Raw genomic sequence first — 25,120 nt, forward strand, 5'->3', positions numbered from 1 at the left:
TTGTGAACTGCGCGCTCAGACATACAGTCCTCATGGTGCGATCACAAGTAGCCGCGCCGGGCCAGATTATTCTTCAGCCTCGTCCGTTTCGACAATTGTAATCGCGCCTTCGTCCAGAAGGGCGCGAATGGCGGCGACGATCTGAGACATCGCATCCTCGGTATCGGATTGTTTGACCTTGCCACGTTCGGCCATTTCTTCACGCAGATTATCTGCCATGCGAGAGGACATGTTCGCCAAAAAGAACTCGACCGTTGCAAGGTCTTCGTCGGTGCTGGCCCCGGCAAGTGCGGTGACAAGAACAGGTTGGTCCACGCCGCGCAGAATCGCAGGAATATCACGGGATTGGATTCGGGCGGGCACGTGCGAAAAGATGAAGATCGATTGCCGGACGGTATTGGCAAAATCGGCGTCTTCTTCATCCAGCGCGGTCAGCAAACCATCACGCGTCGCCGCAGCGGACTGGTTGAGGATCGCGCCCACACGCTCACCCGGTCCATCCCGAAAGGCGGGCTCGGGGCGTTGATCCAATTGAGCAGCCAAGGACCAACCAATCCGCTCAACCGCCTCAGGCGTCACGTTGGTCGTTTTCGATACCGCATAGGTTATCCGCCGCGCCGTGGGGCCGGGCAGGTGGCCCAGCAATTGTGCAGCCTTGGCGGTTTCTAGTTTTGACAGCATGACGGCTGCGACTTCGGTGCTTTCCGCTCTGGCCATCTCGGCCAGATCTTCTGCGGATACCTCGCGCAAGCGTTGCCATGGGTCACCGATCTGGCGTACCCCCGCCACCTTGCGCAACCGGGCAGCGGTGGCCGGTGCAATTTTGCCATTCACGGCATCCAGAGCGCCGGCCAGCCCATGTGGGAATGAAAGACCGACACCATCAAGCGCATCGGCAAACTCCTGTGCGACAGCGGCGAGCGTCACTCGGTCAACCAGTCCCATTTGACCCAGTTGATGGGTTAACTGCTCCTGCAGCAGGTCAGGCAGTTCCTCAAGCGGGATATCCGCGCCTTCGTTCAGAAGAAGCCTTACAACAACCGCAGCCTTTTCCCGATTGCTGAGATTGCGAGGCACGACACGTGGAGCGTCGTTCTCTTGGTCTGCCGCCGGGGCCTGAGCACACGGCGACATCTGTACCATTAGGTTCGTATCCTGCATCTGCCTGCATTGCCAATATTGCGTTACAGGTAGATTAGCGAGACTCAGGTAAAGAAACCCTGAAACTCAGTAGCTATAGGTCAGCCCGGTGCGAATAGCCTCGCGCAGCGATGCTTCGGCCCAAGTACCTTCGCCGCCGCGCGCCTTGATCTCGCGCCATTGCGCTATGGCCAGTTCGGTCTTTCCTTCGGCGACAAAGCCCTGACCCATATAGCTACGGGCGAGGATGTTATCAGGGTTGGTTTCGATGGCTTTCTGATAGAAGGTGTTGGCCAGTTCCAATTCACCCATTTTGCGATAGGTGAAGCCCCAATAGGTCTGCACCCGATCGTCATCTTGGTTCATGATACGCAGAATGCCCTGTGCGTTCTCATATTGCCCGTCATAGGCCAACTCACGCACGGCGTCATACAACTGATCGTCGGAGAAATTGGATTTGTCTGGTTTAACACAGCGCCCTGCAGACTCGTCGTAAACCCGACCAAACAGGCACTTCTTGGTGGTATTTGTCGGCTTGGGTGGGCTGCTATCACCACCACCCGCAGCAATTGCCATGGGTGCGAAGGTAAAGGCCTGAAGAGCGATGGCCGAGGCTAGTACGAGACGCATGTTCCTACTCCGTTGTCAAAGTGACTTGTTACAATCATAGCGTGATCTACAAAAAAGCTAACGATTGACCGATCGCTTTTATTCACAAGCAGGAAAAAAAATGTCAGCTATTGACGATTTTCATGCAGCTTTGGCTTTCGCTGTCCCATGTCGTGCCTTCCGCACAGGACTGGGTTTGCTTTGCATGACCGCTGCAAGCAAGCCCGGCGGTGCCTGCGCAAATCAAAGCAATTGCACATAGAGCAATTCTTAGCATCGTGTTTTCCTTTCGCGGAAAAGATGCCAGCAGATTACCCGAGTTTTGCCAATCTGGCAAAGAAACAAGGCCCGGCCTGAACAAACAGGCCGGGCCTTGCCTAAATCCGGTCCGGGTTTATTCGCCGAACACGCGCGCGAAAATCGTATCAACGTGTTTGGTGTGGTAGCCGAGGTCGAATTTCTCTTCGATCTCTTCCGGGCTCAGCGCGGCGGTTACATCAGCATCGGCCAGCAGTTCCTCTTTGAAATCGGTACGATGCTCCCAGACCTTCAGCGCGTTGCGCTGAACCATGGCATAGGCATCCTCGCGGCTGACCCCTGCCTGTGTCAGCGCCAGAAGAACCCGCTGGCTCATCACAAGACCAGGGAACTTGTTCATGTTTTCAAGCATGTTCTCGGGGAAGATCAGCATCTTGTCGATCACCCCTGTCAGGCGGGCAAGGGCAAAATCCAGAGTGATGGTGGCGTCCGGCCCGATCATGCGTTCGACCGAGGAGTGCGAGATATCGCGCTCATGCCACAGCGCCACGTTCTCCATCGCCGGGACCACGGCAGCACGCACCATACGGGCCAGACCGGTCAGATTTTCGGTCAGCACCGGGTTCTTCTTGTGCGGCATGGCCGACGAGCCCTTTTGGCCCATCGAGAAAAACTCGGCCCCCTCCAGCACTTCGGTCCGCTGCATGTGGCGGATTTCGATGGCGATGTTTTCGATGCTGCTGGCGATCACGCCCAGTGTGGCAAAGAAGGCCGCGTGACGGTCGCGCGGGATGACCTGCGTGCTGATCGGCTCGGGCACCAGACCCAGTTTGTCGCACACATGCTCTTCAACCTGCGGGTCGACATTCGCGAAGGTTCCAACCGCGCCGCTGATCGCGCCGGTGGCGATTTCCGCGCGGGCGTCGCGCATACGGGACAGGTTGCGGTCCATCTCGGCATAGAAACGCGCGAAGGTCAGACCCATGGTAGTGGGCTCTGCGTGAATACCGTGGCTGCGACCGATGCGGATCGTGTTCTTGTGCTCGATAGCGCGGCGCTTGAGGGCGGCCAGCAGACCTTCGAGATCAGCGATCAGGATGTCAGCGGCACGGGTGAGCTGCACGTTAAGGCAGGTGTCCAACACGTCGGAGGAAGTCATGCCCTGATGCACGAAACGGGCCTCTTCGCTGCCTACATGTTCGGCCAGGTGGGTCAGGAAGGCGATGACGTCGTGCTTGGTAACGGCTTCGATCTCGTCGATGCGGGCAACGTCGAATTCGACGTCCTTGGCTTTCCACACCGCCTCGGCGTTTTCACGCGGGATCACGCCCAGATCGGCCATTGCGTCGCAGGCATGGGCCTCGATCTCGTACCAGATGCGGAACTTGCTCTCGGGCGACCAGATGGCGACCATCTCGGGGCGGGAATAGCGGGGAATCATTGGCGGCAGCACCTTTTTGTGATTGGGATGAGGCGTTGGCGCGGGGTTTAGCCGCGCATTGACCAAGGAACAAGGCGCGAGTGCTGGGATGAGACGGTTTGCCCTGATTTTGTTGCTTTGGCCGGGAATTTTATCCGCTGAGGAGTTTCGGCGGCTGACAGGGGATGAAATCCTGATGGAGCTTGTGGGCAAGAAACTCGACTACGGTGAAGGTATCAGCCAGACCTTCGATGACAGCATGCACACGCAGTACTTTTCCGGTCGCCCTAGTGCGGGGCGCTGGGCTGTGCGTGAGGATCGATATTGTTCGGTCTGGCCGCCATCTGATATCTGGGCTTGCTACGATGTCGCGCAAAGCGGAGATACGATCCGGTTTGTAGATGACGCAGGCAATACGACTGACGGAACCTTTGTGAAGTGAACCTACCCAGGAATATCGCGGATTTCCAAGGGGTTTGGAGCCTGACACGCCTCATCCGGGATGAGCGTGCGGGCCAGATCATTCATGCGGATGGTCAAGCAGAGTTGCAGCAAGATGCGCTGGGGTTGGTGTATGACGAGACGGTCACGCTGCGCATCCCGGGGCAGCCTGCAATGACGGGAACGCGTCGATACCTTTGGCGTGATGCTGGGGATCAGATTGCCATTCACTTCGACGATGACCGGTTTTTTCACGCACTCCAGCTAGGTCAGCCCCGCGCCGAGGACCACCACGATTGCCCGCCAGACAGCTATGATGCAGTATATGATTTCTCGGGATGGCCACGCTGGACTGTCCGTTGGAAAGTGACCGGACCGCGAAAATCCTATGAAATGGAGACCAAATACGCGCTGCGATAGCGTAATCATCTTGCAGCAACGCTTCGGAACGGGCATTGCTGCAGTTGCAAATAAGTCCGAATGTGGAGATATGAGATGAACGCAAACGTATTGGCCAATGCTTTTGGCCCGCGTGAGGGGATGGCGCTGCGCGTCAAGCAGGTGGCTCTGGTTGCCCTGGGTATCGTTGCTCTGGCTGTTGCTGCCAAAATCAAAGTGCCGATGTGGCCGGTTCCGATCACCATGGGCACATTCGCCGTTCTGACCATCGGCACCGCTTATGGCGCGCGCCTTGGCCTGATCACGATGCTGGGATACCTGCTGGTTGGCGCTCTGGGCTTTGACGTGTTTGCGGGTTCCTCGGCCGAAAAATTCGGCCTGACCTACATGATGGGTGGCACCGGTGGCTATCTTGTCGGTTACCTGATGGCGACCATTCTGCTGGGCGCACTGGCCGCGCGCGGCTGGGACCGCTCGGTCGGCAAGCTGGCGCTAGCGCTGGTACTGGCCAACGTGCTGATCTACGTGCCGGGACTGCTGTGGTTGGGTCAGCTGTATGGCTGGGACAAGCCGATCCTGGAATGGGGTCTGACACCCTTCCTGCTGGGTGATGCGATCAAGCTGGCGCTGGCCGCTCTGCTGATCCCTGGCCTGTGGAAGCTGCTGGGCGACGCACGCACCTGATAGCGCGCACTTGCGCAAGACACACCCGCGTTCGGAGCTTTCCGGACGCGGGTTTTTTATTGTCTGCAGAACAGGATACTGGACAAAGTCAAACTGCATGGGCAACCTGACATCAGAAAACTGATCAGGTTATTGAGATATGCGTATTTTGTTAAGCTTGGCGCTTGCTGCAAGTGCCGTGACTTGGTTGGCTGTAACGCCTGTGCAAGCCGACACACCGGTGACCTACACCGATGAAGGGCGCGCCCTGTTCCGCTTTGAGGTTCCCGACTTCTGGACATTGCGCACCGGTGGCCCGCGTGAAATCGAGGATACCAATCTGGGCGATGCCCGTGCGGTTTCGCGCGTCATGGGGATCAGACCGGTCACCGACGATAATGTCTGGATGGGCTTCGTCTCACCATCACGGGTTTCAAGCATTCAGGGCGGGGTGCGGTATCTTGAGGATATCGACAAATTCCTCGTCAAAGACCCGACCGTGACCAGTACCAGTGATACAAGGATTGGTGGGCGGCCCGCCCATGTCATTCGCGGGACTGGCAATAGGGATGGGCGGGGTGTTAACTTTACCGCCACCGTGATCGACCTGCCGCGTGACCGTGTGGCCATCGGGGTTGCGATCCTGCGGGACGGGGCCGACCCGTCTTATGTTGATGCCTTGAACGCCGTTTTCGTGTCGTTCCGGTCTTTGCAGTAAGGAGGCTCGGATGACTCGCAAAGTGATAAAACGGTCCGTTCTGGCACTGGGACTTGGTGCAGCAACCATTACTTTGTCTGCCTGCGATGGCGTAACGGTCGGGGTAGGGTATGGCGTCGGCTATGACCCATTCTACGATTCGATGCTGTGGAATGACTATTACCACGATCACGATGTAGACGTGGACGTGGATATCAATCGGCCCGACAGACCCGACAGGCCTGACCGCCCGGTGCGCCCGAACCCACCGCAACGGCCCAAACCTCCAGTCGCCAAACCACCTTCGCGCCCGCATCCGCCAGTGGCGCGCCCCCCCGCGGCGCGGCCGCCGATCCATCGGCCGTCGCCAAGACGTCGCTGAAGAACTCGGGGCAGATTGGTCTGCCCCGACCCGATCGGGGATTGGTACGTTAGGCCCCACAGATTATGCGAATTGCAAATCCGTGATAGAGTGCAAATTGGGTGGGCTTGATTTAGAAGTTCCGTAATAACAACCGCATCGAATGTCACAGCCCGCTCGACCTTTGCCAAAAGGAGTCGACGATGCTGACTGAAGAACAGCTAAGAGCCATTGCAGCCGCGTTCTGCGGTATCCTGATTGTGCCCAATATCGGTCTGCCGAACCCGTTTCGCATAAACCTGAATGCCAGGGCCATTCCCGAAGATATTATCGACGAGATCGAAGATGATATGGGCGACTTTGGATTTGCCGCTCATCCACGCGGACCGTTTGGAAAGGATATCCGCGACGCCTTTATGGAGATTTCGTTCGATCAGAGGGGATGCGTCTATTCGATCTCGGTTGTTGGTGGGGTCAAGCGCGGTATTGGCGCTACCAGACGCCGAGAGACGCACTCGACAGATTGGAAAGCGCCCTGATCCAACCGCATTTTACTGCAGAAGTTCAGTCGTGATATGGGCCGAGCCTTCAAGAGTTCGGTGAACAGGACATTTGTCGGCAATCTCCAGCAGCTTGGCCTTCTGATCCGTGTCCAGCGGGCCCTCCAGCCGAATTTTACGACGAAACTGATCGACCTTGCCTTCGCTGGCAAGCCCGGCATCCTGCGCGTGAACTTTATCATGACAGACATCGACCGTGATACCAGTCAGCGGCCAGCGCTTGCGGCGGGCATACATGCGAATGGTCATCGAGGTGCATGCCCCCAACCCGGACGACACGAACCCGTAAGGTGACATGCCCCGATCCGAACCACCATAAGATGCGGGCTCGTCCGCGACCGCGTGATGACGCGGGCCTGACTGAATGTCCTGCAGAAAACCCGACGGGTCTGCCTCGGTCACGCGGACGACACCTTCCGGTGCCCCAGGTGGCGGGGCCGGAGGGCACAGCTTGACATAGCGGGAAACCCAGGCGGTGATGACATCAGCCGCATAATCCGCATCCTGTGCACGCGTGATCAGGTGGTCGGCATCATCCAGTGTAACAAAGCTTTTGGGATGTTTTGCCGCCATGAAGATGGTGCTGGCATTGTCAATACTGACCGTGCTGTCGCGTGGTGCGTGCAGGATCAGCAAGGCAGCTTTCAGATCAGCAATGGCCGGAGTGAGCGCGGTCGCCGAAATATCTTCAACAAACGCCCTGCCAATGAGGAACGGACGCCCTCCCAACGACACTTCGGCGCTGCCTTGAGATTCGATTTCGGGCAAGGCGGTCTCGAAATGGTGGGACACATGGCCGGGGTCGGCGGGTGCGCCGAGCGTTACCACGGCTTTGATTGACGGAATTCCTGCACGTGCTCGCAGTACGGCAGCGCCACCAAGCGAATGGCCGATCAGAAGCGACGGTGCCATATTACGGCCCGCAAGGTATTCTGCGGCTTTGATCAGGTCCTCGACATTCGAGGTGAATGTCGTATTGGCGAATTCGCCGTCCGAGTGACCAAGGCCGGTAAAGTCGAACCGCAGGACCGCGATGCCCATCGCCGCCAGGCGCGCCGAAATTCGCCGTGCTGCCGGAATGTCTTTCGAGCAGGTAAAGCAATGTGCAAATAACGCCGTCGCCAGAACCGGCCCGTCTGGCAAATCCAGGCGCGCGGCCAGTTGGCTGCCGTCGTGACCGGCAAAGGTAATGCGTTCGGTGGGCATGATTATTCCTAGGTTGTCAGGTTTCGACAATACTGTGCGCTGAGGGCGGGCGGCTCAACCCTTGTGTCAGGCGCGTCACGGGAAGGTGAGAGATCGGGAAGTGATCTTATCTGGGCACCAAGTTCTTTGTACAATTTTCGTCAAAGAGCCTGATAAATCAAGATTGGTGATGGATTGCCGTAAAAATATTCATTTTACTTATTTGCTGTCGCCTCCCAACTAATAGTCATTCCAATGACTCTCTGTGGAGGCCAAAATGGCACATTCGACACCTGTACCTCTGAGTCCGGCAATTCGTCCCGGAGTACTGATTGCGATCCTGCTGACGGGCGCAATCGGTTTCGCGCTTGGGCAAAACTGGCCACTGAGAACCTTGCCCCAGGAAACACAGATCATCACCGCGCCCGAGGATTGGCACGGTAACGTCAGGCGATCTCACTGGTCGAAATAGCGCTTAGTTTGCGCCCATCAACTGTGCGTCGAACGGATACTTGGTCAGGTTTTCGTAGCCGTCTTCTGTAATCAGCACCTGATCTTCCAGCTTGATTGAGAAGTCGCCACCTACCTCACCAACTGCCGCTTCGACGCACAGCACCATTCCTGGTTCAAGCGGGTAGTCATAGGCCCCTTCCACCGCCTTGTCTGGATAAGCCACCAAAGGCCATTCATCGCACAATCCCACGCCATGCATCAGGCAACCATATTTCTGTGCCTGGAATTTGTCGTCCAGCCGGTGTGCATTTGCGGTCAGTTCTGGGATCATGACACCCGGTTTCAGCATTTCCATATTGGTCATGATATGCTCGTGCGCGTGCTGCATTGCATAAATCATGTCAGGCCGTGGCTTTTGATCGCCGATCCACCATGTGCGCGAAATGTCGATGCAAATGCCGTATGATCCAATCAGGTCGGTATCGAATGCGATGATCTCGTTCTGTCTCGTGATACGTGGGCCACATTCCTGAAACCATGGATTGGTACGCTGGCCTGAAGCCAGAAGCCGAGTTTCGATCCACTCGCCTCCGCGTCGAATATTTTCAGCATGTAAAACGGCCCAGATGTCATCCTCCGACGTCTTACCATCCCCGACATTGGCACGTGCGAACCGCTCCATTTCAGCGACGGCGGTTTCACAGGCGTGGCTGGCACAGCGCATGGCGAGGATTTCGTCGGGGCCTTTAACAGCGCGGGTTTTCTCGGTGAGCTCTTCCCCTTCCATAACTTGAAACCCTTGCGCCTCGAGCGCGCGTAGGCCGTGCAACATGATCTTGTCTACACCAAGTCGCTTATTTCCGCCGCCATGTTCCTCGATCAACACGCGCACTTCGTTCGAGAACACATCCGCCGCGATATCGATTTTGTCGCCCCGGTCGAAGTAGAACAGATCCGCACCCGAGCGTTGCTCGCGCACCAGCGGGTTGAACTTCGACAGGAAAGGAGAGTTTTTGTAGTCCCAGATGACCATATAGCCATCTGCGCAAACCAACACCGCCCGGAACGGATTGTGAGTGTTCCAAAGCTGCATATTGGTGCTGTCGGTCGCGTAGCGAATGTTGAGGGGGTCAAACAACAAGACACCACCCCAGCCACGTTTCACAATGGCTTGGGTTAATCGCGACCAGCGGTATTCCCGCATCCGTTCGAGATTGGGCAGGCTCAGCCCTGCGGCCGTCCATTCATCAAAGGCCAGCTGTGTCGGTCCGATTTCGATCCGATCATTGTCATTTGGGGTTCCATCGCCGAGAGTGGTGCCCCTGGTGGGATCAATCTTACGGGTGTCGCGATAGGGTGTGTTCACGGGCGGGCCTTTCTGCTTGCCAGCCCAGCCTGCAAAGCCAAAGACGATACGTCTCGAAAGTTTGCGACTGTCTAGAAGTCGCTTTTTGACCGGCAAAGCCAGTTTGGGATGCTATGCCTCAGTCATGACGGAGATATTGCAGCATTCCATCCCCCACAATCCGCTTGCCCCAAACCCGCTACCTGGGATCAAGCCGGCTGATCCTAACAACTGGTTGCACCAGGACGATGCCTTTGCGGCTCAAATGCAACGGCGGACAGATTTGTTAGAAGAGCGGACGTTAGATGTTCTGGCCCAGAGCCCCGAAGCATCGAAGCCCGCGCAGGAGTTGCTTGAATTGGTTCTCAGGCAAGCCTACCCGGATGCTTCCGATCAAGTTGTTAGGCCAGATGGGATCAAAATCGAAATTGATAGGGACCACCCGTTGGAAACGCTTTGCCAATTGGTACAGGAAGATTTCTGCATATTGCAGAAGCACGGTGATGAGCATGTACTGACAGGCGCGATCCTGTGCTTTCCTGCAAGCTGGATGTTATCCGAAAAATTCATGCGCCCACTGACCGGAATTCATGAACCCGTGGATGTCTACGACGCAAACATAGCACGTAGGGTTCAGCGTTTATTTGATGGGATTCAACCGAACCGCCCGCTGTGGCGGTTTAATGCGCTTTGGTATCATGACGCTGAACTGTTCCAGCCACGCAGTATGGCGCAAAGACGTGCGCCACAGAACGAAAACACCGCCCGGTATCTGCGCAGCGAACGACAAACTCTCTTGCGTCTACCACAAACAGGCGCGGTGGTATTTGCCATCCACACATACGTGATGATGGCAGAGCAGATCTTAGAACTGGAAAACCCCGCCTGATGGCGGGGCTTCCAAGGAGGGTCTTGGGTCGTTTGGTTACATGCCTAGGGCGTTTGCGACCTCGCCAAAAGCATTTGTAAGGTTCAGGCCGAAAATCGCGGTTGTAAATGCCAACACCTGAGTGTTGAGGCGAAAGTCCTCACCGCGGATCAGATTGACAGCCGCCAAGGAAACGGCAACCGGGGCAGATATGCTGGCAATCGCGCCTGTCATGCCCCAACTAGTCAGCCTAAGGATATCGCTTGGGCGATCGGTTTCCTCAGCGCTGTCCTGAGAAAGGTTTGCCGACGGCGACGGATCGGTTTCAGTGCGAAACGCAATACTGAGGAGTTGGTCATCGCTCAGCTTTATTGGGCGCGGCTTGCTCCGGGTTTTGGTTTCCAGTTGCTCTGGATTGGAATCGGGCAAGTCGAGCCCGGCAAATGGACCGCTGATCGCTTCGAAAATCTGTTTACGATTTCGGGAATTGCGGGGGCTGATCGAGTCGAACGCGCTCATGAATTGTTCAATCGTCAGCACTGTTTTGGGCGATAACCATTCAACCCGACGTGTCGTGCAGATATCGACCATGCGGTAAAGCATCACAACCAGCATCAGCTCTGATATTTCGCTATCATCAAGCAGCTTTGAAACCGGACAAATTGTAATCGTCAACCGGTTGTCTGGGGGGGCTACGACACGACGCGCCTTAGTTCTGAGACCCGCAGTTTTGTCCATCCGTTCATGGTGGCTGTGTTCAACTGCCTTGGATTCTGAATCAAGGGTCAACCGCACAAGATACTGGCTGCAGACGATGCTTGCCTCGGACGCGCTGAGAAGCGTCTTGCGCTCAACCAGATGGCCATAATCCGCGAGTGTGGTGGATACGACATCGCAAACGCGTTCAAGTGCGCCATCCGCAGAGCCGTCGAATTGGAGACCGCCGTGGTACATATGCTTCGAAGTCACAGCATGTTCCTTTGCCGTAATAATCTTCACAACAATGTAGCAACCGAAATGGTGCAAATTTTGACGAAAATGCAAAAAAGTCAGAGATTTCCATCATTGATTACACTTTGGAAACCAAGAAAAACGCGGTTTTCTTTAATATATGTGGCGAGAATGTGGCTGAAATCGGATCTGCCGGGCCAGATAAGTTGCTCGACTCAACCGTCGATTCGAGCAGCCATAATAGCGATGGATTGCTGATAAACAGTGGCGGCATTCCACTGTTGGATAACCGCAAAATTCGGCTCGCCGGATTGGTAGCCACGTCCTGGCTTCCACCCTTTCTTACGTAAGAAATTTGCAGTTGAGGCAAGGGCGTCGGTCATGTTGTAGAAATCGACCCGACCATCACCGGTTGCGTCCACGCCATAGGTCAAAGCATTGCCAGGCAAAAATTGCGTATGACCCAGCTCGCCATGTTTTGCCCCTTTTGTCGCCATCGTGACGCTGCCTTGATCGACCAATTTTAGCGCACCAATGGCATGCGGGATAAAGAACTCGGATCGGCGACAATCATAGGCCAATGTTGTGATTGCGGAAACAACCTGGCTGTCGCCCATGAAGTTACCGAAGCCGGTTTCCATGCCGTGGATGGCAATCAGAACACCCGCGGGCACGCCGTATTGGCGCTCCAGAGCAGCATAGAATTGCGGGTTGCGCGCCTTACGCTTACGTCCCTGAGCGACGATGGTATCCGCTCCGCGAATTTTCATGAACTTGTCCAGCGAGTATTTGAAGCTTTTTTGATTGCGATCAGCTGCAATGGTGCGGGTCGCGTATTGGGTCTGCGCCAATGCCTGCAGGCCTTTCTTTTTCACCCCAGCACGCTTGGCCGTTTTGGCGAAGTCGGCTTTCCAAGCCTCAAATCCGCTACCGGTATTGCCGCATGGGGCCGTGAACGCCATCGAGGGCATGAGAATAGCGATAGCAACGCTGGTGCAAATTCTAAGCATGAAGGAAATCCGATTGCAGAATAACTACTTCAGCCTAAGCTTTGATCGCTGTCTGGCAAAGCGGTTTAATACAGATCAAGTTCACCTGTGGTTTTCAGGGTTTCGAACCACTCGTCCGGAGTTTTATCGATCTTGGCATGCTTGACCATCATCGCGTTCATATTGGGCAGATGCGAAGAATCCGGCCATTCCTCTGGCTGCCACAGGTTTGAACGGATGATGCATTTGGGGCAGTGCGCAAAGATGGTTTCGACATGGATCAACAAGGCCAGTTTGGGGGCATGACCTCCAACATCCATGGTAGAAAGCAGTTCAGAATCCGCACAAATCCTTGCGGTGCCGCGAAGTCGCAGCGTTTCCATTTTTCCGGGGACGAAGAAGATCAAACTAACGCGCGGGTCCTTCAGAACGTTGTGAAAGGTATCTACGCGCTTGTTTCCGGGGCGGTCGGGCAGGGCGATCAGTGTGTCAGAAATGATGAATGTAAACCCTGCCGGGTCCCCGCGTGGAGAAATATCTAGATAGCCGGACGGGTTCGCCGACGCGATGAGGCAGAAAGGTGAGGTTGCGATAAAGTCACGGCACATCTGATCCAGCGCCGGAAGTTCTTTGTCGATGATCTGAGGCAGGGGGTGCCCGCAAATCTGTTCGAGTTCGGCTTCTGAGGTCACGAGATTTGCGAACTCTGAAAAAGGTGAAGCATCGACGGGCATGCGCGTTCCTCCTTTGGTGCTGGTTCAACGAGTTTGGAAGATCGCGCCAAACGAAACAAGGGCGCCCCGAAGGGCGCCCTTATAACAGTCCGATATGCTATTGGATCAGCAGCTGTAGTACATGCCGTACTCAACCGGGTGCGGCGTGTGCTCGTAGGTTTCGACCTCTTCCATCTTCAATTCGATGTAGCCGTCGATTTGATCTTTTGTGAACACGTCGCCTTGCAGCAGGAAATCGTGATCGGATGCCAGAGCTTCCAGAGCCTCACGCAGCGATCCGCAAACGGTCGGGATGTCGGCCAGTTCCTCGGCGGGCAAATCGTACAGGTTCTTGTCCATGGCTTCGCCCGGATCGATCTTGTTCTTAATGCCGTCCAGACCGGCCATCAGCAGCGCAGCAAACGCCAGGTAGGGGTTTGCGGCGGGATCGGGGAACCGAGCCTCGACGCGCTTGGCTTTCGGGCTTTCGGTCCACGGAATACGCACACAGCCAGAGCGGTTGCGGGCCGAGTAGGCGCGCAGAACAGGGGCCTCGAAGCCCGGGATCAGTCGCTTGTAGCTGTTGGTCGCCGGGTTGGTGAAGGCGTTCAGCGTTTTGGCGTGCTTCAGAACGCCACCGATGAACCACAGCGCCTCATCCGACAGATCAGCATATTTGTCGCCTGCAAAGAGCGGCTTGCCGTCTTTCCAGATCGACATGTTCACGTGCATGCCGGTGCCGTTATCACCTGCGATGGGCTTCGGCATGAAGGTGGCCGATTTGCCGTAGGCGTGGGCGACGTTGTGGATCACGTATTTGTACTTCTGCAGCTCGTCGGCCTGTTTGGTCAGGCTGTCAAAGATCAGACCAAGCTCGTGCTGGCACGAGGCGACTTCGTGGTGGTGTTTGTCGACCTTCATACCCAGACGCTTCATGGTGCTGAGCATCTCGGAACGCAGATCCTGGCTCTCGTCCACCGGGTTCACGGGGAAGTAACCGCCTTTGACCCCGGGACGATGGCCCATGTTGCCCATCTCGTATTCTGTGTCAGTGTTCCACGATGCATCAGTTGCATCAACTTCGTAAGATACCTTGTTGATACTGTTAGAGAAACGAACATCGTCGAACAGGAAGAATTCGGCCTCAGGGCCCATATAGGCCACATCACCGATACCGGACGCCTTCAGGTAGGCTTCGGCTTTTTGCGCGGTGCCGCGCGGGTCACGCTCATAGGCTTCGCCGGTGTCGGGCTCGACAACCGAGCAGTGCAGGCAGATGGTCTTTTCCGCATAGAACGGATCGACATATGCGCTGTCAGTATCGGGCATCAGCTTCATGTCGGATGCTTCGATCGACTTCCAGCCTGCGATGGACGATCCGTCGAACATGAAGCCTTCTTCCAGAAAGTCTTCGTCGACCTGATCGGACATGATGGTTACGTGCTGAAGCTTGCCGCGCGGGTCGGTAAAGCGGATGTCGACATATTCGGCGTCCTCATCCCGGATCAGCTGAAGAACTGCGTCCTTGCTCATACTCTCTATTCCTCTGATTTGAGTTTAGTCGGTTACAGCGCGTCCGAGCCGGTTTCACCGGTGCGGATGCGGATAGCTTGTTCAACGGGCGAGACAAAGATTTTGCCGTCGCCGATCTTGTCTGTCTTGGCTGCGCCAACGATGGCTTCGATGGCGGCGTCAGCCTGATCGTCGTCCAGCACCACCTCGACCTTTACCTTGGGCAGAAAGTCGACCACGTATTCAGCGCCGCGATAGAGCTCGGTGTGACCTTTCTGACGGCCAAAGCCCTTGACTTCGATCACGCTGAGGCCCTGTACGCCCACGTCCTGCAGCGCTTCTTTCACTTCGTCCAGCTTGAACGGCTTGATGATCGCTTCGATCTTTTTCATTCCGGCTCACCTTGCATGGTTGTCTTGAAGGCACTGATCACGTCTAAGATTGGGCGGCAATCTGATTGCTGTGTTGCAGGCTGCCAGAGACAGTGAAAGCTATAATTGGATCAAATTTTGATCGCTGTGCACAAAAAGTAATCAAATTTGAATCGCCTGAGGGGCCAGAGATGACGAAACTGCTGACCGCTGCGCAAATGCGCCTCATCGAGACCACCGCGATTGGTCTTGGGCAGGCGACGGGTCTTGAGTTGATGGAGCGCGCAGGACAAGGCGTTGTGGCCGCGATTTTTGAGGAATGGCCATACTTAGCGAATTCCGGAGGTCGCGCGGTGATATTAAGTGGCCCGGGCAACAATGGCGGAGACGGCTTTGTGGTCGCGCGGTTGCTGCAAGGGCAGGGGTGGCAAGTCGAAGTGTTGCTCTATGGTGACCCTGCCAAATTGCCACCGGATGCGCGCGTGAACTATGAACGGTGGGAAGGAAGGACGCTTGGCGTGGCTGATTTTGGTAAGGCTGAAATTCAGCATCCTGACCTTTCCATTGATGCATTGTTTGGCACCGGATTGACGCGACCAATCGAAGATCCGGTTTTGTGGGAATACCTATGGGCGCATGATGATGCGGAAGACGCATGGGAAATGCGCAGGCAAGGTCGTGGAACCGATATCGTACCACCACGAACAGTCGCAATTGATCTGCCTTCAGGTCTCTGTTCGGATTCAGGCAAAATTATTGGGGGCGCCTTTGCACAGCATGGTCGCCGTTGCGCACGGTCCGCCCTGACCGTTTCATTCCACGCGCGAAAGCTTGGGCATGTTCTGAGCGAGGGTTCATCTTATTGCGGTCGGCTGGTCGTGAAAGATATCGGATTGAATCGGGATGAGGGAGAGATTGAGGCAGCAACTTCTGTCGAAGCGCCATCTGGCACTCATCTCAACAAAAGTGAGCACAGCCATAAGTACTCGCACGGTCATGCGCTTGTCCTGTCGGGCGGCGTCCGCAAAACCGGGGCCGCACGTTTGGCAGCCCGAGCGGCGCTGCGGATAGGGGCGGGGTTGGTGACACTGGGTGCGCCACCTGCCGCGCAAATGGAGATCGCGAGCCAGATCACCGCTCTGATGCTGAAGCGGGTTGATGGGGCAGGGGACTTACTTGAAACTCTGCAGGATGAGCGGTTTAACGCATTGTGCCTTGGACCGGGCCTGGGGGAAACGCGATCTCGGGAATTGGTGCCGGTTGTACTAAGCGCAGCGCGGCCGACTGTGTTGGATGCGGATGCCTTGTCAGCGTTTGCCGAAGAACCGGGGGCACTATTAGAACTGCTGCATGAAAGATGCGTGCTGACGCCGCATACAGGAGAGTTCGCGCGTTTGTTCCCGGATATCGCAGAAAAGCTGAATGAAGTGCCCGCCAAGGGCCCGGCATTCTCTAAGGTTGATGCGGCTCGTGAGGCGGCGGTGCGAGCTGGATGTTGTGTACTGGTGAAAGGGCCTGACACGGTCATTGCCACGCTGGACGGGCGGTGCTCGGTCAATTCTGCACATTACAACCGGGCGGCCCCCTGGCTCGCAACAGCCGGATCGGGCGATACGTTGGCTGGCTTCATCACTGGATTGCTTGCGCGAGGGTTCGAGCCAATGCAAGCGGCAGAAACGGCGGCCTGGCTGCATGTTGAATGCGCTCGGATCTTTGGGCCAGGCTTGATCGCCGAAGATTTAGCCGAGCAGTTGCCCGCCGTATTGCAACAGATTGAAGTATAAATCGATCGGCGGTTAATGGCCGATCACAGCCCAAAGCGGCGAATTTATGCCGTTGCGTCCCGCCAGTCGCATAGCGGCTGTTTGCAGTATGCAACGATCGGCGTCACAATTTTCTTGCGTGGTTATTAGAGTCGCTTCTGGGACTCGATCAATGAATTGAAATTAATGCAGAATTCTTGCCTTCGACACAGATACCTGTGACGATAAAGCAATGAATGCTGAACTTGAGCCGGGTATCATTGGAAATGCAGGAACCGATGAGCATTTGGGCAGTATCAAACTTAAAGAACCATCTACGGTGAATGACATGACAGTGAATTATAAACTGACTTCCTTAGCAGCAGCTTTTGCCGCAACAACCGCAATACCTGCCGCCGCCGAACTTAAATATGAAAACAACACAGGTGGTTATGTGTTGCTATACGGACAGTTGCACCCTGCGTTGATTTCGGTCGATGACGGAGAAGACACCGAGACCCGCGTGCTGGACAACGACCTTTCGAACAGCCGGGTCGGACTTGAGCTGTTACAGCCTTTTGGCAATAACGATTTCACATTCCGGTTGGAAACCGGATTGGGACTTCCGAATTCAAGCGAGTGGAACCAGCTAGGCACTGATTTCAGCGGTTGGACTCGCGAAGACATCCGGCATGTAGATTTCGCTCTGGCGGGTGACTGGGGTAAATTCTCCGCTGGTCAGGGCAGCATGGTAGCGGACGGTGCCGCCGAAGTGGACCTGTCCTATGTCGGGACCGCGCTGTATTCTTTCACTAATGACGAGAACGGCGGTTTTTTCTATCGTGGGACTGACGGTTTCCTAAGCGATATCACCGTAGGCGATTCCAGCAGCAACTTTGACGGTGCGCGTCGTGGCCGTGTTCGTTATGATACACCCGAGTTCAGTGGATTCACCGCTGGGCTGGCATATGGTCAGAACATCCTGTCCAGCGGCGATGACGATGACTATTATGATGTTGGCCTCAGATACAACAACACCTTCGGTGGCGGGGTCGAGTTCGCTGCAGCCATTGCTTACTCGGTTCGTTCGGCTGACGATGGATCAGGGGATCGCAAGGATACGATCGGTTCCGCGTCCGTTCTGCTGCAGAGTGGGTTGAGTTTCACCATCGCTGCTGGCACGCGCGATAATGATGCGGACGGTGCGTCTGATCCGAACTACTTCTATGGGAAGATCGCGTATGAAGATCAGTGGGTCTCCTGGGGCAAAACCGGTATCGGGATCGACTACTATTCGGGTTCGGACTTCGTGGATGACGGGTCCAGCACAGACGCTTGGGGCATCGCTGTCGTTCAGCGTATCGACAGCATCAATACAGATGCCTACCTGAAATACCGCAATCACGACTTTGAAGATGGCGCTTCGTTCGACAACAACGAAGCCTGGGTGTTGGGCGCCCGCTGGAAGTTCTGAGCTCTTAACTCAGCAATGATCAGACGCTCCGGCCTGCGCCGGGGCGTTTTTTCGTCTGTGATATGGGCAAAACGGGGCTGAAAAGGCCTTTGCCTCTTGCACGCGAGCGGCTGGGCAAATAGAAGGCGTCAAATTTGCCCGGCGCGCCCGTTTTGCGCGCCCCGAATCCTATGGGGACTACCATAATGCAGGTTACCGAGACGCTGAATGAAGGTCTGAAACGCGGGTACAACATCGTTGTGACCGCAGCCGAGCTGGACAACAAGGTCAACGAAAAGCTGACCGAAGCGCAGCCCGAAGTCGAGATGAAGGGCTTCCGTAAAGGTAAGGTGCCGATGGCACTGCTGAAGAAGCAGTTTGGCCAGCGTCTGCTTGGCGAAGCGATGCAGGAAACCATCGACGGTGCGATGAATAAGCACTTTGAGGACAGCGGCGAGCGTCCTGCACTGCAGCCCGAGGTCAAGATGACCAACGAGGACTGGAAAGAAGGCGATGACGTAGAAGTTGCTATGTCCTACGAAGCACTACCCGAAATTCCAGAGGTTGACCTGAAATCGGTCGAGCTGGAGAAGCTGGTTGTCAAAGCTGATGATGCAGCCGTGGAAGAAGCGCTGAACAACCTGGCCGAAACCGCCCAGAACTTCAAAGCGCGCCGCAAGGGTTCCAAAGCCAAGGATGGCGACCAGATCGTTTTCGACTTTGTTGGCAAGGTTGACGGCGAAGAGTTCGAAGGTGGTTCGGCTGAAGATTACCCGCTGGTTCTGGGTTCGAACAGCTTCATCCCTGGCTTTGAAGAGCAGCTGGTTGGCGTAAAAGCCGAGGAAGAGAAAGACGTGAATGTTACCTTCCCTGAAGAATACGGTGCCGAGCATCTGGCCGGTAAAGACGCCGTATTCACCTGCACCATCAAAGAGGTGAAGGAACCGGTTGCTGCCGAGGTTGACGACGAACTGGCCAAGAAATTCGGCGCCGACGATCTGGCTGCACTGAAAGAACAGATTGGTGAACGCCTGGAAGCCGAATACGCAGGCGCATCGCGTGCGGTTATGAAGCGCGCGCTATTGGACGTGCTGGATGAGAAAGTTTCGTTCGACCTGCCGCCCTCATTGGTGGAAGCCGAAGCCAAACAGATCGCACATCAGCTATGGCACGAAGAGAACCCTGAAGTTGAAGGCCACGATCATGATCCGATCGAGCCGACCGACGAGCACAACAAGCTGGCCGAGCGCCGCGTGCGTCTGGGCCTGTTGCTGGCTGAACTGGGCCAGAAAGCCGAGGTTGAAGTCACCGATGCCGAGATGACTCAGGCGATCATGAACCAGGCACGTCAGTACCCAGGTCAGGAACGTCAGTTCTTTGAGTTCGTGCAGCAGAACGCTCAGATGCAGCAGCAATTGCGCGCGCCGATCTTTGAAGACAAGGTTGTCGACTACATCGTCGAGCTGGCTCAGGTCGCAGACAAAGAAGTCGGCAAAGACGACCTGCAAAAAGCCGTTGAGGCACTGGAAGAGGAATAATCCTCTTCCTCCCCCCCAGCCAGGGGCCACAAAAAAAGCGGAGCCGTCTGGAAATTAGACGGCTCCGCATGGGTGGCTTTGTACTATGAGGTGAGGGGGTCAGGCCTCATGAGCAAAAGCACGGGGGGTCTGTAACAGAGCGGTCTTTTGCTCTGGGGTGAATGTATCGGTCAGCGCTTCGATCAGTTTCAGCACTGCCTGTCTTTCCACTTCGGTCTTGGCCGCACTCATCTGTTCGACAAAGTACTTCTCAAGATCGGTGAGCGGCTTGTGGTCGCGGTTTGCCGGGTTGGCAGCCGCTGCCTTTTTTGCCTCAAAGAACTCCAATGCCTTTTCTTCTTCGATAAAGACATCGTGGTGGATTTCAGCAAATTCTCGAAGGCCCGAAATCCTTTCTTCGGAGCAATCCAACAAGGCTGCCATCGCCGGCACTTTGCCCATCGGTACTGTTTCGCCAACATAATCGTAGGGCGCACAGTTCGAGCGTTTGAGAACGCGGTTCATGACCGGGTCGATGACGGTGATGATGTCTTGAATACCCGCGCTGCGGCAATATTCCAGTGATCCAATCATCAACTCACAGGTCGCATATGAGACTGAGTTTTTCTCTTTTCCTCGAGTCAAACGCTGCGTATCGACACAGAAGCGGGTCGATTCCCACATGGTCGCGCTGCGCATTGGTGCTTCGCCGCATAAGATATCCGAGAACACATCTGAAAGCATGTGCGGGCCGGTGGTTTGGAGTGCACGTACTGCGGCCACGACGTTCCCCTCATCGTCGAGACCGATTACATATGCAGGATCCAGATGATCGAATTGATCGATTTCTTTCCCATCTTCGATGTTAACGTCCCAACCAAGTCGCCCGCCAAAAACCCGAGCGCGCAATTCGAACATATCGTCGAGAACTTCGGTGAACAGATGTCTGTTCAGCCCATCAACTACCAAAATCATGTTAACCCCCTTCGAGTGATCTGTCTGTGGATAAGACGTTACTCGGTTTCCACAGCGAATCTATTGGGGGTTTCCCGTAATATCGGCTTTTTTTAGCCCAATTTTGGCAAGATTTGGCTTTATCCTGGGTAGATTAAGCCGATTCCGATGGCGCGACCGACGGCCTGCGGAGTCGTCAGTGCATTAAGCTTTTCGCGAGAAGAGCGCAAGTGCACCTCAACCGTACGGTGCGAAATCGACAGAATATCGCCGATATCCTGCTGTGATTTGCCTGCTGCCGCCCATTGCAAAATCTCCAACTCGCGGCTGGAGAGGGTCGGGTGGTATAGCATTCGGCTGATTGAATCCGACGTCATGACGTTGTCATGAATGTGTACGGCCAAAGATTGCAGGTCACTTATCACGTTGGGCACCAGTTTCTTCCACTCTTCCCGGCTGCATTCACGCACGGCGCTGAGCAGGCCGATATCTCCGTACGGCCCGCGCACAGGAATCGTAATGCCCTGATCTGGAATGCCAAAATCATGTGCATCACGAAAAACGCGCTGGAAATCTTTGCCCCGTTCAAGACGACTCCAATCTACGGGCGCGATGCTACGTTGACTCATGTGCAACGTCGGATCGATCAGATGCAGACCTTGTTCTTGATAATGAGCTTTCCAGTCATCGCTATAGGTCACATGGCCGTGGATGGTTCCTGCGGCAGGGTTCATGCCAGCATAAGCGGCATGGTCCATTTCGTATTTGTCACAGACTTGGCGCAGGAACTCGTCATACCGAGTATCCTGTTCTGGAAGGGTGCTGAGATCAACAATATCCATACGGCAACGACCAGCTAAACCCGAGTGAGCGGGCGGATCCCTTTTTCCAGGAAAAAAGATACTGTCTTCCCTGACGTCAACAAGGACACCACATTTCCCACATCATGACAAGAAGCTAGGGGAAATGTCTGCCTTTTAAAGGGAAATGTGCCATTGGTGCACATCTTTATGGCGTCCTTTGCTTAGGTCAATGTCAGATTTGTGGTGCCCATTCCGAAGTTTATCGGGTGTTTGAGTGGTTATGCGCATACTTTACGAGGTGAATGCGCATTAATAACGTCTATTTTGTGGCGGAAACTAGACCAGTTTCAACTAGCATACCCCTCTTCTTAGCTTCGGGGTAGTACCCTTTCGCATAGAGAAAAATAGCGCGCTGTTGATCGCCGTCCGACAATAGCCAGGCACCGCGTAGGTATTTACCTGCAAATTCCAGATTTGTGTCTGCGTCCAGCAATCCCTGGGCATTACCAGCATAGCCCATAGATCGCGCGGTCGCAGGCAGGATTTGCAGCAGCCCATAGTAGGGGCGGTTCACCGCCCAGGGGCGATGTGTGCTTTCGCGGATGGCAAGTTTGTGCACCAACTCTCGTGGAAGCTCATAGTGATCGGCCCATTTGTTGATCGAGGCACGCAGTTCCGGCGTCTCATTGGGATAGAGGGGCGGGTCGGAGGTGTCGGTGCCACCTGAAGCGTTTGGGCCACCACAGGCGGCAAGTGGCGCAATGAGCAACAAGGTCAAAACGCTGCGGCGAAGGAGAGGGGTCATATATATGCTCCTGATATCGAAGGGCGATGATATGAAACCTTCGCCGGTCCGCAAGTCTAGGCGATCAATCGGGCTAAATCTTGCTGGTGGCGATAAGAAAACAAAAAAAGGCCGCACATAAGTGCGGCCCTTTGGATTCGTAGAAGCAGCCGGATCAGGCTTTGGCTTCGTCTTCTTCAGCCGGAGCTTCTTCGGCGACCAACTCATCGTCATCCGACGCGGCCGAGCCGATGTCGTCAAAGAGTTCAGCGATTTCGAATTCAGCGGCGGCTTCTTCTTCAGCAGCCAGTTCCTGAATCGATTTACCCGATGCCTGCAGTTCGGCTTCTTCTTCCGAACGGGCAACGTTCATCTTGATCTCGACTTCAACCTCGGGGTGCAGTTTGACTGCCAGCGAGTGAAGACCAAGTTCTTTGATCGGGGCGATCAGAACAATCTGTTTCTTGTCGACGGTGAAGCCTGCGTCGGTCGCAGCGTCTGCGGCGTCACGCGGGGTGACCGAACCGTACAGAGCGCCGGCATCTGACGCCGAGCGAATCACGATGAACTGCTGACCGTCCAGCTTTTCAGCCAGCGCTTCAGCTTCTTTCTTGGTTTCCAGGTTGCGTGCTTCAAGCTGCGCTTTCTGGGCCTCGAACGATGCGATGTTCGATTCGGATGCGCTCAGTGCTTTGCCCTGAGGCAGCAGGAAGTTGCGGGCGTAGCCGGGCTTGACGTCAACGACGTCGCCCATCTGACCCAGTTTCGCAACGCGTTCCAGAAGGATAACTTGCATGTCAGTCTCTCCTTACTTCACGGCGTAGGGCAGCAGGGCGAGGAAGCGGGCGCGCTTGATAGCACGGGCCAGTTCACGCTGCTTTTTCGCCGAAACGGCGGTGATGCGCGAAGGTACGATCTTGCCGCGCTCAGAGATGTAGCGCTGCAGCAGACGGGTGTCTTTGTAGTCGATTTTCGGCGCGTTCTCACCCGAGAACGGGCAGACCTTGCGGCGGCGGAAAAATGGTTTTGCGGCCATGGTTTATGTCCTTTCGTCAGGCGTTGATCAGCGGCGCTCGCGGCGGCCTTCGCGCTCATCGCGCTTTTGCATCTGGACCGAGGGGCCCTCGTTGTGCTCGTCGACCTTGATGGTCAGAACGCGCATAACGTCGTCATGCAAGCGCATCAGGCGTTCCATTTCCTGAACCGCGCCCGAAGGGGCATCGGTTTTCAGAAAGGCATAGTGGCCTTTGCGGTTCTTGTTGATCTTATAAGCCATCGTCTTAACGCCCCAGTACTCGCTGTCGACGACGTTGCCGCCGTTGTCAGCCAGAACGGTGCCGAAATGTTCGACAAGGCTTTCTGCCTGCGCGTTGGACAGATCCTGACGCGCGATCATTACATGCTCATACAGTGGCATGTGCACTCCTGTTTATATCAAGGCGCATTTCAAAGGCGGGGTCATTGGTCCTTCGCGACCCTGCCACGAGAGGCTGCGCGATTCATAACCTTTGCGAAGGATGGCCCCGTATACACGTTTGCGCGGTCGGGGCAAGCCCTGCGATGGGTGCCTTGGTGAAGTCGCCCAATTTCCTTTGGTGTGCCCAATTCCTGACGCTTTTCGCCCCGAGGTTGTTCATGAAGACCGGAGTACCCGGCAGTTTGGAAAAATTAGACAGGGCAAGACAATGGCCGTCATGAACACAAACACTTTTGAACAATCTGCGTCTCGCGCAGCATTTGAGAAATCAGTTCCCGTTCTGATTACCTTCGCGCCGAACTGGCGCGCACGGATGGTTCTTATGCGTGTCGTAGGTGCTTTTCTGATCCTCTCGGCATTTTCAATGTGGCTTATGCCTGGCTCTGTCATGGGGGCCGAGGTTTGGCCGATCAAACTGGCCGCATCGATGATGTTCCTGATTGTTGGCGTCAGTCTGCTGACCATCGAGGTCATGGATTCACGCCCAGATGCTTATTTTGATCCGATCCGCCGCGAAGTTCGCATTTTGCAGAAAAATGAAAACGGTCGGCCGCAAACGGTTCTGCGCCGCAGCTACGACTCGCTGGGCGGTGCAAGATTTGCGGATGATCAGGTTGAATTGTTTGATGTGGATGGCAGCCTGCTGATGAAGCTGCCGCTACAATCGGCGGATGTCAGCTCAGCGCTGAAAGGTCAACTCAGCCAAAACGTAACAATTTTCGCCTGAATTTTATTCTGTTCAAAAAGGAACAGATTCTGTGAATCAAAAAAACTTGTGTGCTGCCCTTGGGCAGCACATTTTTGTTGGTGAGCAACCCACCCGGTTTGCGACAACACCATTGCGGAGATTGTTATGAAATCCACCCTTCTTGCCGCTGCTCTGGCTGTTTCGGCCACGACTGCAATTGCCAGCGCTGAAAAATATACTCTGGATCCAAGCCATAGCCAGGTCATCTTCAACTACAACCATCTAGGTTTTTCGACCACCTACGGCATGTTTTCGGGCTTTGAAGGCGAGATCATGTTTGATCAGGAGAATCCTGCTGCTTCAAGCGTGAATGTGTCGATGCCCGTTGTTGAGATGTTCACGGGCTGGAAGCCGCGTGAAGACCACTTCATGACCGAAGATTTCTTCGGCGTGACTGAGGGTGATCTGATAACGTTTACCTCGACCGGTATTGAAGTTACCGGCGAAAACACTGCCAACATTACGGGCGATCTGACCATGAACGGTGTTACCAAATCGGTCGTACTGGACGCCAAGTTAAACCAAGTGGGCGAACACCCAATGGCGGGCAAACCCTGGGCCGGTTTTGACGCCACTACAACACTGGTGCGCAGCGAGTTCGATCTTGGCCAGTTTGCACCCTTCGTCAGCGACGAAGTCGAGGTTCGCATTTCGGTAGAGGCCCAGAAGGCCGACTAATCCGACGTTGACGAACTCTATTACCGCCG

The 25,120-nt window shown here is 55.3% G+C and carries 29 protein-coding genes; 13 read left to right on the plus strand and 16 right to left on the minus strand.

The genetic code is table 11. The features are described 5' to 3' along the window. Positions 1-66 precede the first annotated feature (66 nt). From ACR0IU_RS04840 to purB, 3 genes are all read right to left on the minus strand, one after another. Positions 67-1,143: a flagellar motor switch protein FliG gene (locus ACR0IU_RS04840; RefSeq protein ID WP_480715442.1), complete on the minus strand. Its 1,077-nt coding sequence runs from the start codon at positions 1,141-1,143 to the stop codon at positions 67-69. A gap of 84 nt (positions 1,144-1,227) precedes the next feature. After that, the gene (locus ACR0IU_RS04845) at positions 1,228-1,770 is read right to left on the minus strand and encodes a tetratricopeptide repeat protein (protein ID WP_480455773.1); all 543 of its coding nucleotides are present in this window, start codon (positions 1,768-1,770) and stop codon (positions 1,228-1,230) included. A gap of 373 nt (positions 1,771-2,143) precedes the next feature. Beyond that, positions 2,144-3,448, minus strand: coding sequence for an adenylosuccinate lyase (gene purB / locus ACR0IU_RS04850; protein WP_480455774.1), 1,305 nt, complete (start codon positions 3,446-3,448; stop codon positions 2,144-2,146). Between the two features lie 88 nt (positions 3,449-3,536). Between purB and ACR0IU_RS04855 the strand changes: the two genes are divergently transcribed. The 6 genes from ACR0IU_RS04855 (at position 3,537) to ACR0IU_RS04880 (ending at position 6,527) form a co-directional block, all read left to right on the plus strand. Then, on the plus strand, positions 3,537-3,869 hold the full coding sequence (locus ACR0IU_RS04855; protein WP_480715443.1) for a hypothetical protein: 333 nt from the start codon (positions 3,537-3,539) through the stop codon (positions 3,867-3,869). Next, on the plus strand, positions 3,866-4,288 hold the full coding sequence (locus ACR0IU_RS04860; protein ID WP_480455778.1) for a DUF6314 family protein: 423 nt from the start codon (positions 3,866-3,868) through the stop codon (positions 4,286-4,288). Before ACR0IU_RS04855 ends, ACR0IU_RS04860 begins: the two co-directional genes overlap by 4 nt. Positions 4,289-4,363: 75 nt before the next feature. Continuing rightward, positions 4,364-4,951 (plus strand): biotin transporter BioY, encoded by a 588-nt coding sequence (locus ACR0IU_RS04865; protein WP_480715444.1) that lies wholly within the window; start codon positions 4,364-4,366, stop codon positions 4,949-4,951. A 139-nt stretch (positions 4,952-5,090) separates the two neighbouring features. Further along, the gene (locus tag ACR0IU_RS04870; RefSeq protein ID WP_480715445.1) at positions 5,091-5,648 is read left to right on the plus strand and encodes a hypothetical protein; all 558 of its coding nucleotides are present in this window, start codon (positions 5,091-5,093) and stop codon (positions 5,646-5,648) included. A gap of 10 nt (positions 5,649-5,658) precedes the next feature. Further along, the gene (locus ACR0IU_RS04875; protein WP_480715446.1) at positions 5,659-6,009 is read left to right on the plus strand and encodes a hypothetical protein; all 351 of its coding nucleotides are present in this window, start codon (positions 5,659-5,661) and stop codon (positions 6,007-6,009) included. A gap of 182 nt (positions 6,010-6,191) precedes the next feature. Beyond that, positions 6,192-6,527 carry a hypothetical protein gene (locus ACR0IU_RS04880; RefSeq protein ID WP_480715447.1) on the plus strand — a complete coding sequence of 112 codons (336 nt, stop codon included), beginning with the start codon at positions 6,192-6,194 and terminating at the stop codon, positions 6,525-6,527. Positions 6,528-6,539: 12 nt separating this feature from the next. Here ACR0IU_RS04880 and ACR0IU_RS04885 read toward each other — a convergent pair whose 3' ends face one another. Next, the gene (locus tag ACR0IU_RS04885; RefSeq protein WP_480715448.1) at positions 6,540-7,754 is read right to left on the minus strand and encodes a bifunctional alpha/beta hydrolase/OsmC family protein; all 1,215 of its coding nucleotides are present in this window, start codon (positions 7,752-7,754) and stop codon (positions 6,540-6,542) included. 256 nt (positions 7,755-8,010) lie between these two features. Between ACR0IU_RS04885 and ACR0IU_RS04890 the strand changes: the two genes are divergently transcribed. Further along, the gene (locus tag ACR0IU_RS04890) at positions 8,011-8,205 is read left to right on the plus strand and encodes a hypothetical protein (RefSeq protein WP_170472274.1); all 195 of its coding nucleotides are present in this window, start codon (positions 8,011-8,013) and stop codon (positions 8,203-8,205) included. A 3-nt stretch (positions 8,206-8,208) separates the two neighbouring features. Here ACR0IU_RS04890 and dddP read toward each other — a convergent pair whose 3' ends face one another. Further along, complete coding sequence (gene dddP, locus ACR0IU_RS04895) at positions 8,209-9,552, minus strand: dimethylsulfonioproprionate lyase DddP (protein WP_170540625.1); 1,344 nt, start codon at positions 9,550-9,552, stop codon at positions 8,209-8,211. A 124-nt stretch (positions 9,553-9,676) separates the two neighbouring features. On the opposite strand from dddP, the gene ACR0IU_RS04900 reads away from it, so the two are divergent. Beyond that, the gene (locus ACR0IU_RS04900) at positions 9,677-10,420 is read left to right on the plus strand and encodes a heme-dependent oxidative N-demethylase family protein (RefSeq protein ID WP_480715449.1); all 744 of its coding nucleotides are present in this window, start codon (positions 9,677-9,679) and stop codon (positions 10,418-10,420) included. Between the two features lie 36 nt (positions 10,421-10,456). Here the strand turns inward: ACR0IU_RS04900 and ACR0IU_RS04905 are convergent, their stop codons facing one another. The 5 genes from ACR0IU_RS04905 to ACR0IU_RS04925 form a co-directional block, all read right to left on the minus strand. Continuing rightward, entirely contained in the window at positions 10,457-11,368 is a 912-nt protein-coding gene (locus tag ACR0IU_RS04905) for a hypothetical protein (protein ID WP_480715450.1), read from the minus strand. 197 nt (positions 11,369-11,565) lie between these two features. Then, a complete protein-coding gene (locus tag ACR0IU_RS04910; protein ID WP_170540619.1) occupies positions 11,566-12,360 on the minus strand; it encodes a lytic murein transglycosylase in 795 nt (264 codons plus the stop codon). 65 nt (positions 12,361-12,425) lie between these two features. Beyond that, positions 12,426-13,073, minus strand: a complete 648-nt coding sequence (locus ACR0IU_RS04915; protein ID WP_170472264.1) for an MSMEG_1061 family FMN-dependent PPOX-type flavoprotein — start codon at positions 13,071-13,073, stop codon at positions 12,426-12,428. A gap of 105 nt (positions 13,074-13,178) precedes the next feature. Beyond that, positions 13,179-14,585, minus strand: coding sequence for a type I glutamate--ammonia ligase (gene glnA / locus ACR0IU_RS04920; protein ID WP_170472262.1), 1,407 nt, complete (start codon positions 14,583-14,585; stop codon positions 13,179-13,181). Positions 14,586-14,617: 32 nt separating this feature from the next. Beyond that, positions 14,618-14,956, minus strand: a complete 339-nt coding sequence (locus ACR0IU_RS04925) for a P-II family nitrogen regulator (RefSeq protein ID WP_260022631.1) — start codon at positions 14,954-14,956, stop codon at positions 14,618-14,620. 170 nt (positions 14,957-15,126) lie between these two features. Here ACR0IU_RS04925 and ACR0IU_RS04930 point away from each other — a divergent pair, with 170 nt between their 5' ends. The 3 genes from ACR0IU_RS04930 (at position 15,127) to tig (ending at position 19,668) form a co-directional block, all read left to right on the plus strand. After that, positions 15,127-16,719: an NAD(P)H-hydrate dehydratase gene (locus ACR0IU_RS04930; protein WP_480715451.1), complete on the plus strand. Its 1,593-nt coding sequence runs from the start codon at positions 15,127-15,129 to the stop codon at positions 16,717-16,719. Positions 16,720-16,930: 211 nt separating this feature from the next. Next, positions 16,931-18,151 (plus strand): porin, encoded by a 1,221-nt coding sequence (locus ACR0IU_RS04935; protein ID WP_480715452.1) that lies wholly within the window; start codon positions 16,931-16,933, stop codon positions 18,149-18,151. A 185-nt stretch (positions 18,152-18,336) separates the two neighbouring features. Further along, positions 18,337-19,668 (plus strand): trigger factor, encoded by a 1,332-nt coding sequence (tig, locus tag ACR0IU_RS04940; protein WP_480715453.1) that lies wholly within the window; start codon positions 18,337-18,339, stop codon positions 19,666-19,668. Between the two features lie 99 nt (positions 19,669-19,767). Here the strand turns inward: tig and ACR0IU_RS04945 are convergent, their stop codons facing one another. From ACR0IU_RS04945 to rpsF, 6 genes are all read right to left on the minus strand, one after another. Then, positions 19,768-20,622 carry an acyl-homoserine-lactone synthase gene (locus ACR0IU_RS04945; RefSeq protein WP_480715454.1) on the minus strand — a complete coding sequence of 285 codons (855 nt, stop codon included), beginning with the start codon at positions 20,620-20,622 and terminating at the stop codon, positions 19,768-19,770. A 119-nt stretch (positions 20,623-20,741) separates the two neighbouring features. Then, positions 20,742-21,443, minus strand: coding sequence for an autoinducer binding domain-containing protein (locus tag ACR0IU_RS04950; RefSeq protein ID WP_480715455.1), 702 nt, complete (start codon positions 21,441-21,443; stop codon positions 20,742-20,744). A gap of 280 nt (positions 21,444-21,723) precedes the next feature. Continuing rightward, positions 21,724-22,209, minus strand: a complete 486-nt coding sequence (locus ACR0IU_RS04955; RefSeq protein WP_010442080.1) for a lytic transglycosylase domain-containing protein — start codon at positions 22,207-22,209, stop codon at positions 21,724-21,726. Positions 22,210-22,363: 154 nt separating this feature from the next. Continuing rightward, a complete protein-coding gene (gene rplI, locus ACR0IU_RS04960) occupies positions 22,364-22,984 on the minus strand; it encodes a 50S ribosomal protein L9 (protein WP_010442081.1) in 621 nt (206 codons plus the stop codon). 12 nt (positions 22,985-22,996) lie between these two features. Next, entirely contained in the window at positions 22,997-23,224 is a 228-nt protein-coding gene (rpsR, locus tag ACR0IU_RS04965; protein WP_005608650.1) for a 30S ribosomal protein S18, read from the minus strand. A gap of 27 nt (positions 23,225-23,251) precedes the next feature. Next, positions 23,252-23,605 (minus strand): 30S ribosomal protein S6, encoded by a 354-nt coding sequence (rpsF, locus tag ACR0IU_RS04970; protein ID WP_029622013.1) that lies wholly within the window; start codon positions 23,603-23,605, stop codon positions 23,252-23,254. Between the two features lie 268 nt (positions 23,606-23,873). On the opposite strand from rpsF, the gene ACR0IU_RS04975 reads away from it, so the two are divergent. After that, on the plus strand, positions 23,874-24,392 hold the full coding sequence (locus ACR0IU_RS04975) for a hypothetical protein (protein WP_319544826.1): 519 nt from the start codon (positions 23,874-23,876) through the stop codon (positions 24,390-24,392). A 126-nt stretch (positions 24,393-24,518) separates the two neighbouring features. Further along, on the plus strand, positions 24,519-25,091 hold the full coding sequence (locus tag ACR0IU_RS04980) for a YceI family protein (RefSeq protein WP_480715456.1): 573 nt from the start codon (positions 24,519-24,521) through the stop codon (positions 25,089-25,091). The last annotated feature ends 29 nt before the right edge of the window (positions 25,092-25,120 follow it).

The sequence above is a fragment of the Ruegeria sp. CL5 genome, assembly GCF_056536485.1.

Excerpts from the sequence above, each read along its gene's own strand:
- ACR0IU_RS04840 (WP_480715442.1), bottom strand. The coding sequence starts at position 1,143 with ATGGTACAGATGTCGCCGTGTGCTCAGGCCCCGGCGGCAGACCAAGAG.
- ACR0IU_RS04845 (WP_480455773.1), bottom strand. The coding sequence starts at position 1,770 with ATGCGTCTCGTACTAGCCTCGGCCATCGCTCTTCAGGCCTTTACCTTC.
- purB (WP_480455774.1), bottom strand. The coding sequence starts at position 3,448 with ATGATTCCCCGCTATTCCCGCCCCGAGATGGTCGCCATCTGGTCGCCC.
- ACR0IU_RS04855 (WP_480715443.1), top strand. The coding sequence starts at position 3,537 with ATGAGACGGTTTGCCCTGATTTTGTTGCTTTGGCCGGGAATTTTATCC.
- ACR0IU_RS04865 (WP_480715444.1), top strand. The coding sequence starts at position 4,364 with ATGAACGCAAACGTATTGGCCAATGCTTTTGGCCCGCGTGAGGGGATG.
- ACR0IU_RS04870 (WP_480715445.1), top strand. The coding sequence starts at position 5,091 with ATGCGTATTTTGTTAAGCTTGGCGCTTGCTGCAAGTGCCGTGACTTGG.
- ACR0IU_RS04875 (WP_480715446.1), top strand. The coding sequence starts at position 5,659 with ATGACTCGCAAAGTGATAAAACGGTCCGTTCTGGCACTGGGACTTGGT.
- ACR0IU_RS04880 (WP_480715447.1), top strand. The coding sequence starts at position 6,192 with ATGCTGACTGAAGAACAGCTAAGAGCCATTGCAGCCGCGTTCTGCGGT.
- ACR0IU_RS04885 (WP_480715448.1), bottom strand. The coding sequence starts at position 7,754 with ATGCCCACCGAACGCATTACCTTTGCCGGTCACGACGGCAGCCAACTG.
- ACR0IU_RS04890 (WP_170472274.1), top strand. The coding sequence starts at position 8,011 with ATGGCACATTCGACACCTGTACCTCTGAGTCCGGCAATTCGTCCCGGA.
- ACR0IU_RS04900 (WP_480715449.1), top strand. The coding sequence starts at position 9,677 with ATGACGGAGATATTGCAGCATTCCATCCCCCACAATCCGCTTGCCCCA.
- ACR0IU_RS04910 (WP_170540619.1), bottom strand. The coding sequence starts at position 12,360 with ATGCTTAGAATTTGCACCAGCGTTGCTATCGCTATTCTCATGCCCTCG.
- ACR0IU_RS04915 (WP_170472264.1), bottom strand. The coding sequence starts at position 13,073 with ATGCCCGTCGATGCTTCACCTTTTTCAGAGTTCGCAAATCTCGTGACC.
- glnA (WP_170472262.1), bottom strand. The coding sequence starts at position 14,585 with ATGAGCAAGGACGCAGTTCTTCAGCTGATCCGGGATGAGGACGCCGAA.
- ACR0IU_RS04925 (WP_260022631.1), bottom strand. The coding sequence starts at position 14,956 with ATGAAAAAGATCGAAGCGATCATCAAGCCGTTCAAGCTGGACGAAGTG.
- ACR0IU_RS04930 (WP_480715451.1), top strand. The coding sequence starts at position 15,127 with ATGACGAAACTGCTGACCGCTGCGCAAATGCGCCTCATCGAGACCACC.
- ACR0IU_RS04935 (WP_480715452.1), top strand. The coding sequence starts at position 16,931 with ATGAATGCTGAACTTGAGCCGGGTATCATTGGAAATGCAGGAACCGAT.
- tig (WP_480715453.1), top strand. The coding sequence starts at position 18,337 with ATGCAGGTTACCGAGACGCTGAATGAAGGTCTGAAACGCGGGTACAAC.
- ACR0IU_RS04945 (WP_480715454.1), bottom strand. The coding sequence starts at position 20,622 with ATGATTTTGGTAGTTGATGGGCTGAACAGACATCTGTTCACCGAAGTT.
- ACR0IU_RS04950 (WP_480715455.1), bottom strand. The coding sequence starts at position 21,443 with ATGGATATTGTTGATCTCAGCACCCTTCCAGAACAGGATACTCGGTAT.
- ACR0IU_RS04955 (WP_010442080.1), bottom strand. The coding sequence starts at position 22,209 with ATGACCCCTCTCCTTCGCCGCAGCGTTTTGACCTTGTTGCTCATTGCG.
- rplI (WP_010442081.1), bottom strand. The coding sequence starts at position 22,984 with ATGCAAGTTATCCTTCTGGAACGCGTTGCGAAACTGGGTCAGATGGGC.
- rpsR (WP_005608650.1), bottom strand. The coding sequence starts at position 23,224 with ATGGCCGCAAAACCATTTTTCCGCCGCCGCAAGGTCTGCCCGTTCTCG.
- rpsF (WP_029622013.1), bottom strand. The coding sequence starts at position 23,605 with ATGCCACTGTATGAGCATGTAATGATCGCGCGTCAGGATCTGTCCAAC.
- ACR0IU_RS04975 (WP_319544826.1), top strand. The coding sequence starts at position 23,874 with ATGGCCGTCATGAACACAAACACTTTTGAACAATCTGCGTCTCGCGCA.
- ACR0IU_RS04980 (WP_480715456.1), top strand. The coding sequence starts at position 24,519 with ATGAAATCCACCCTTCTTGCCGCTGCTCTGGCTGTTTCGGCCACGACT.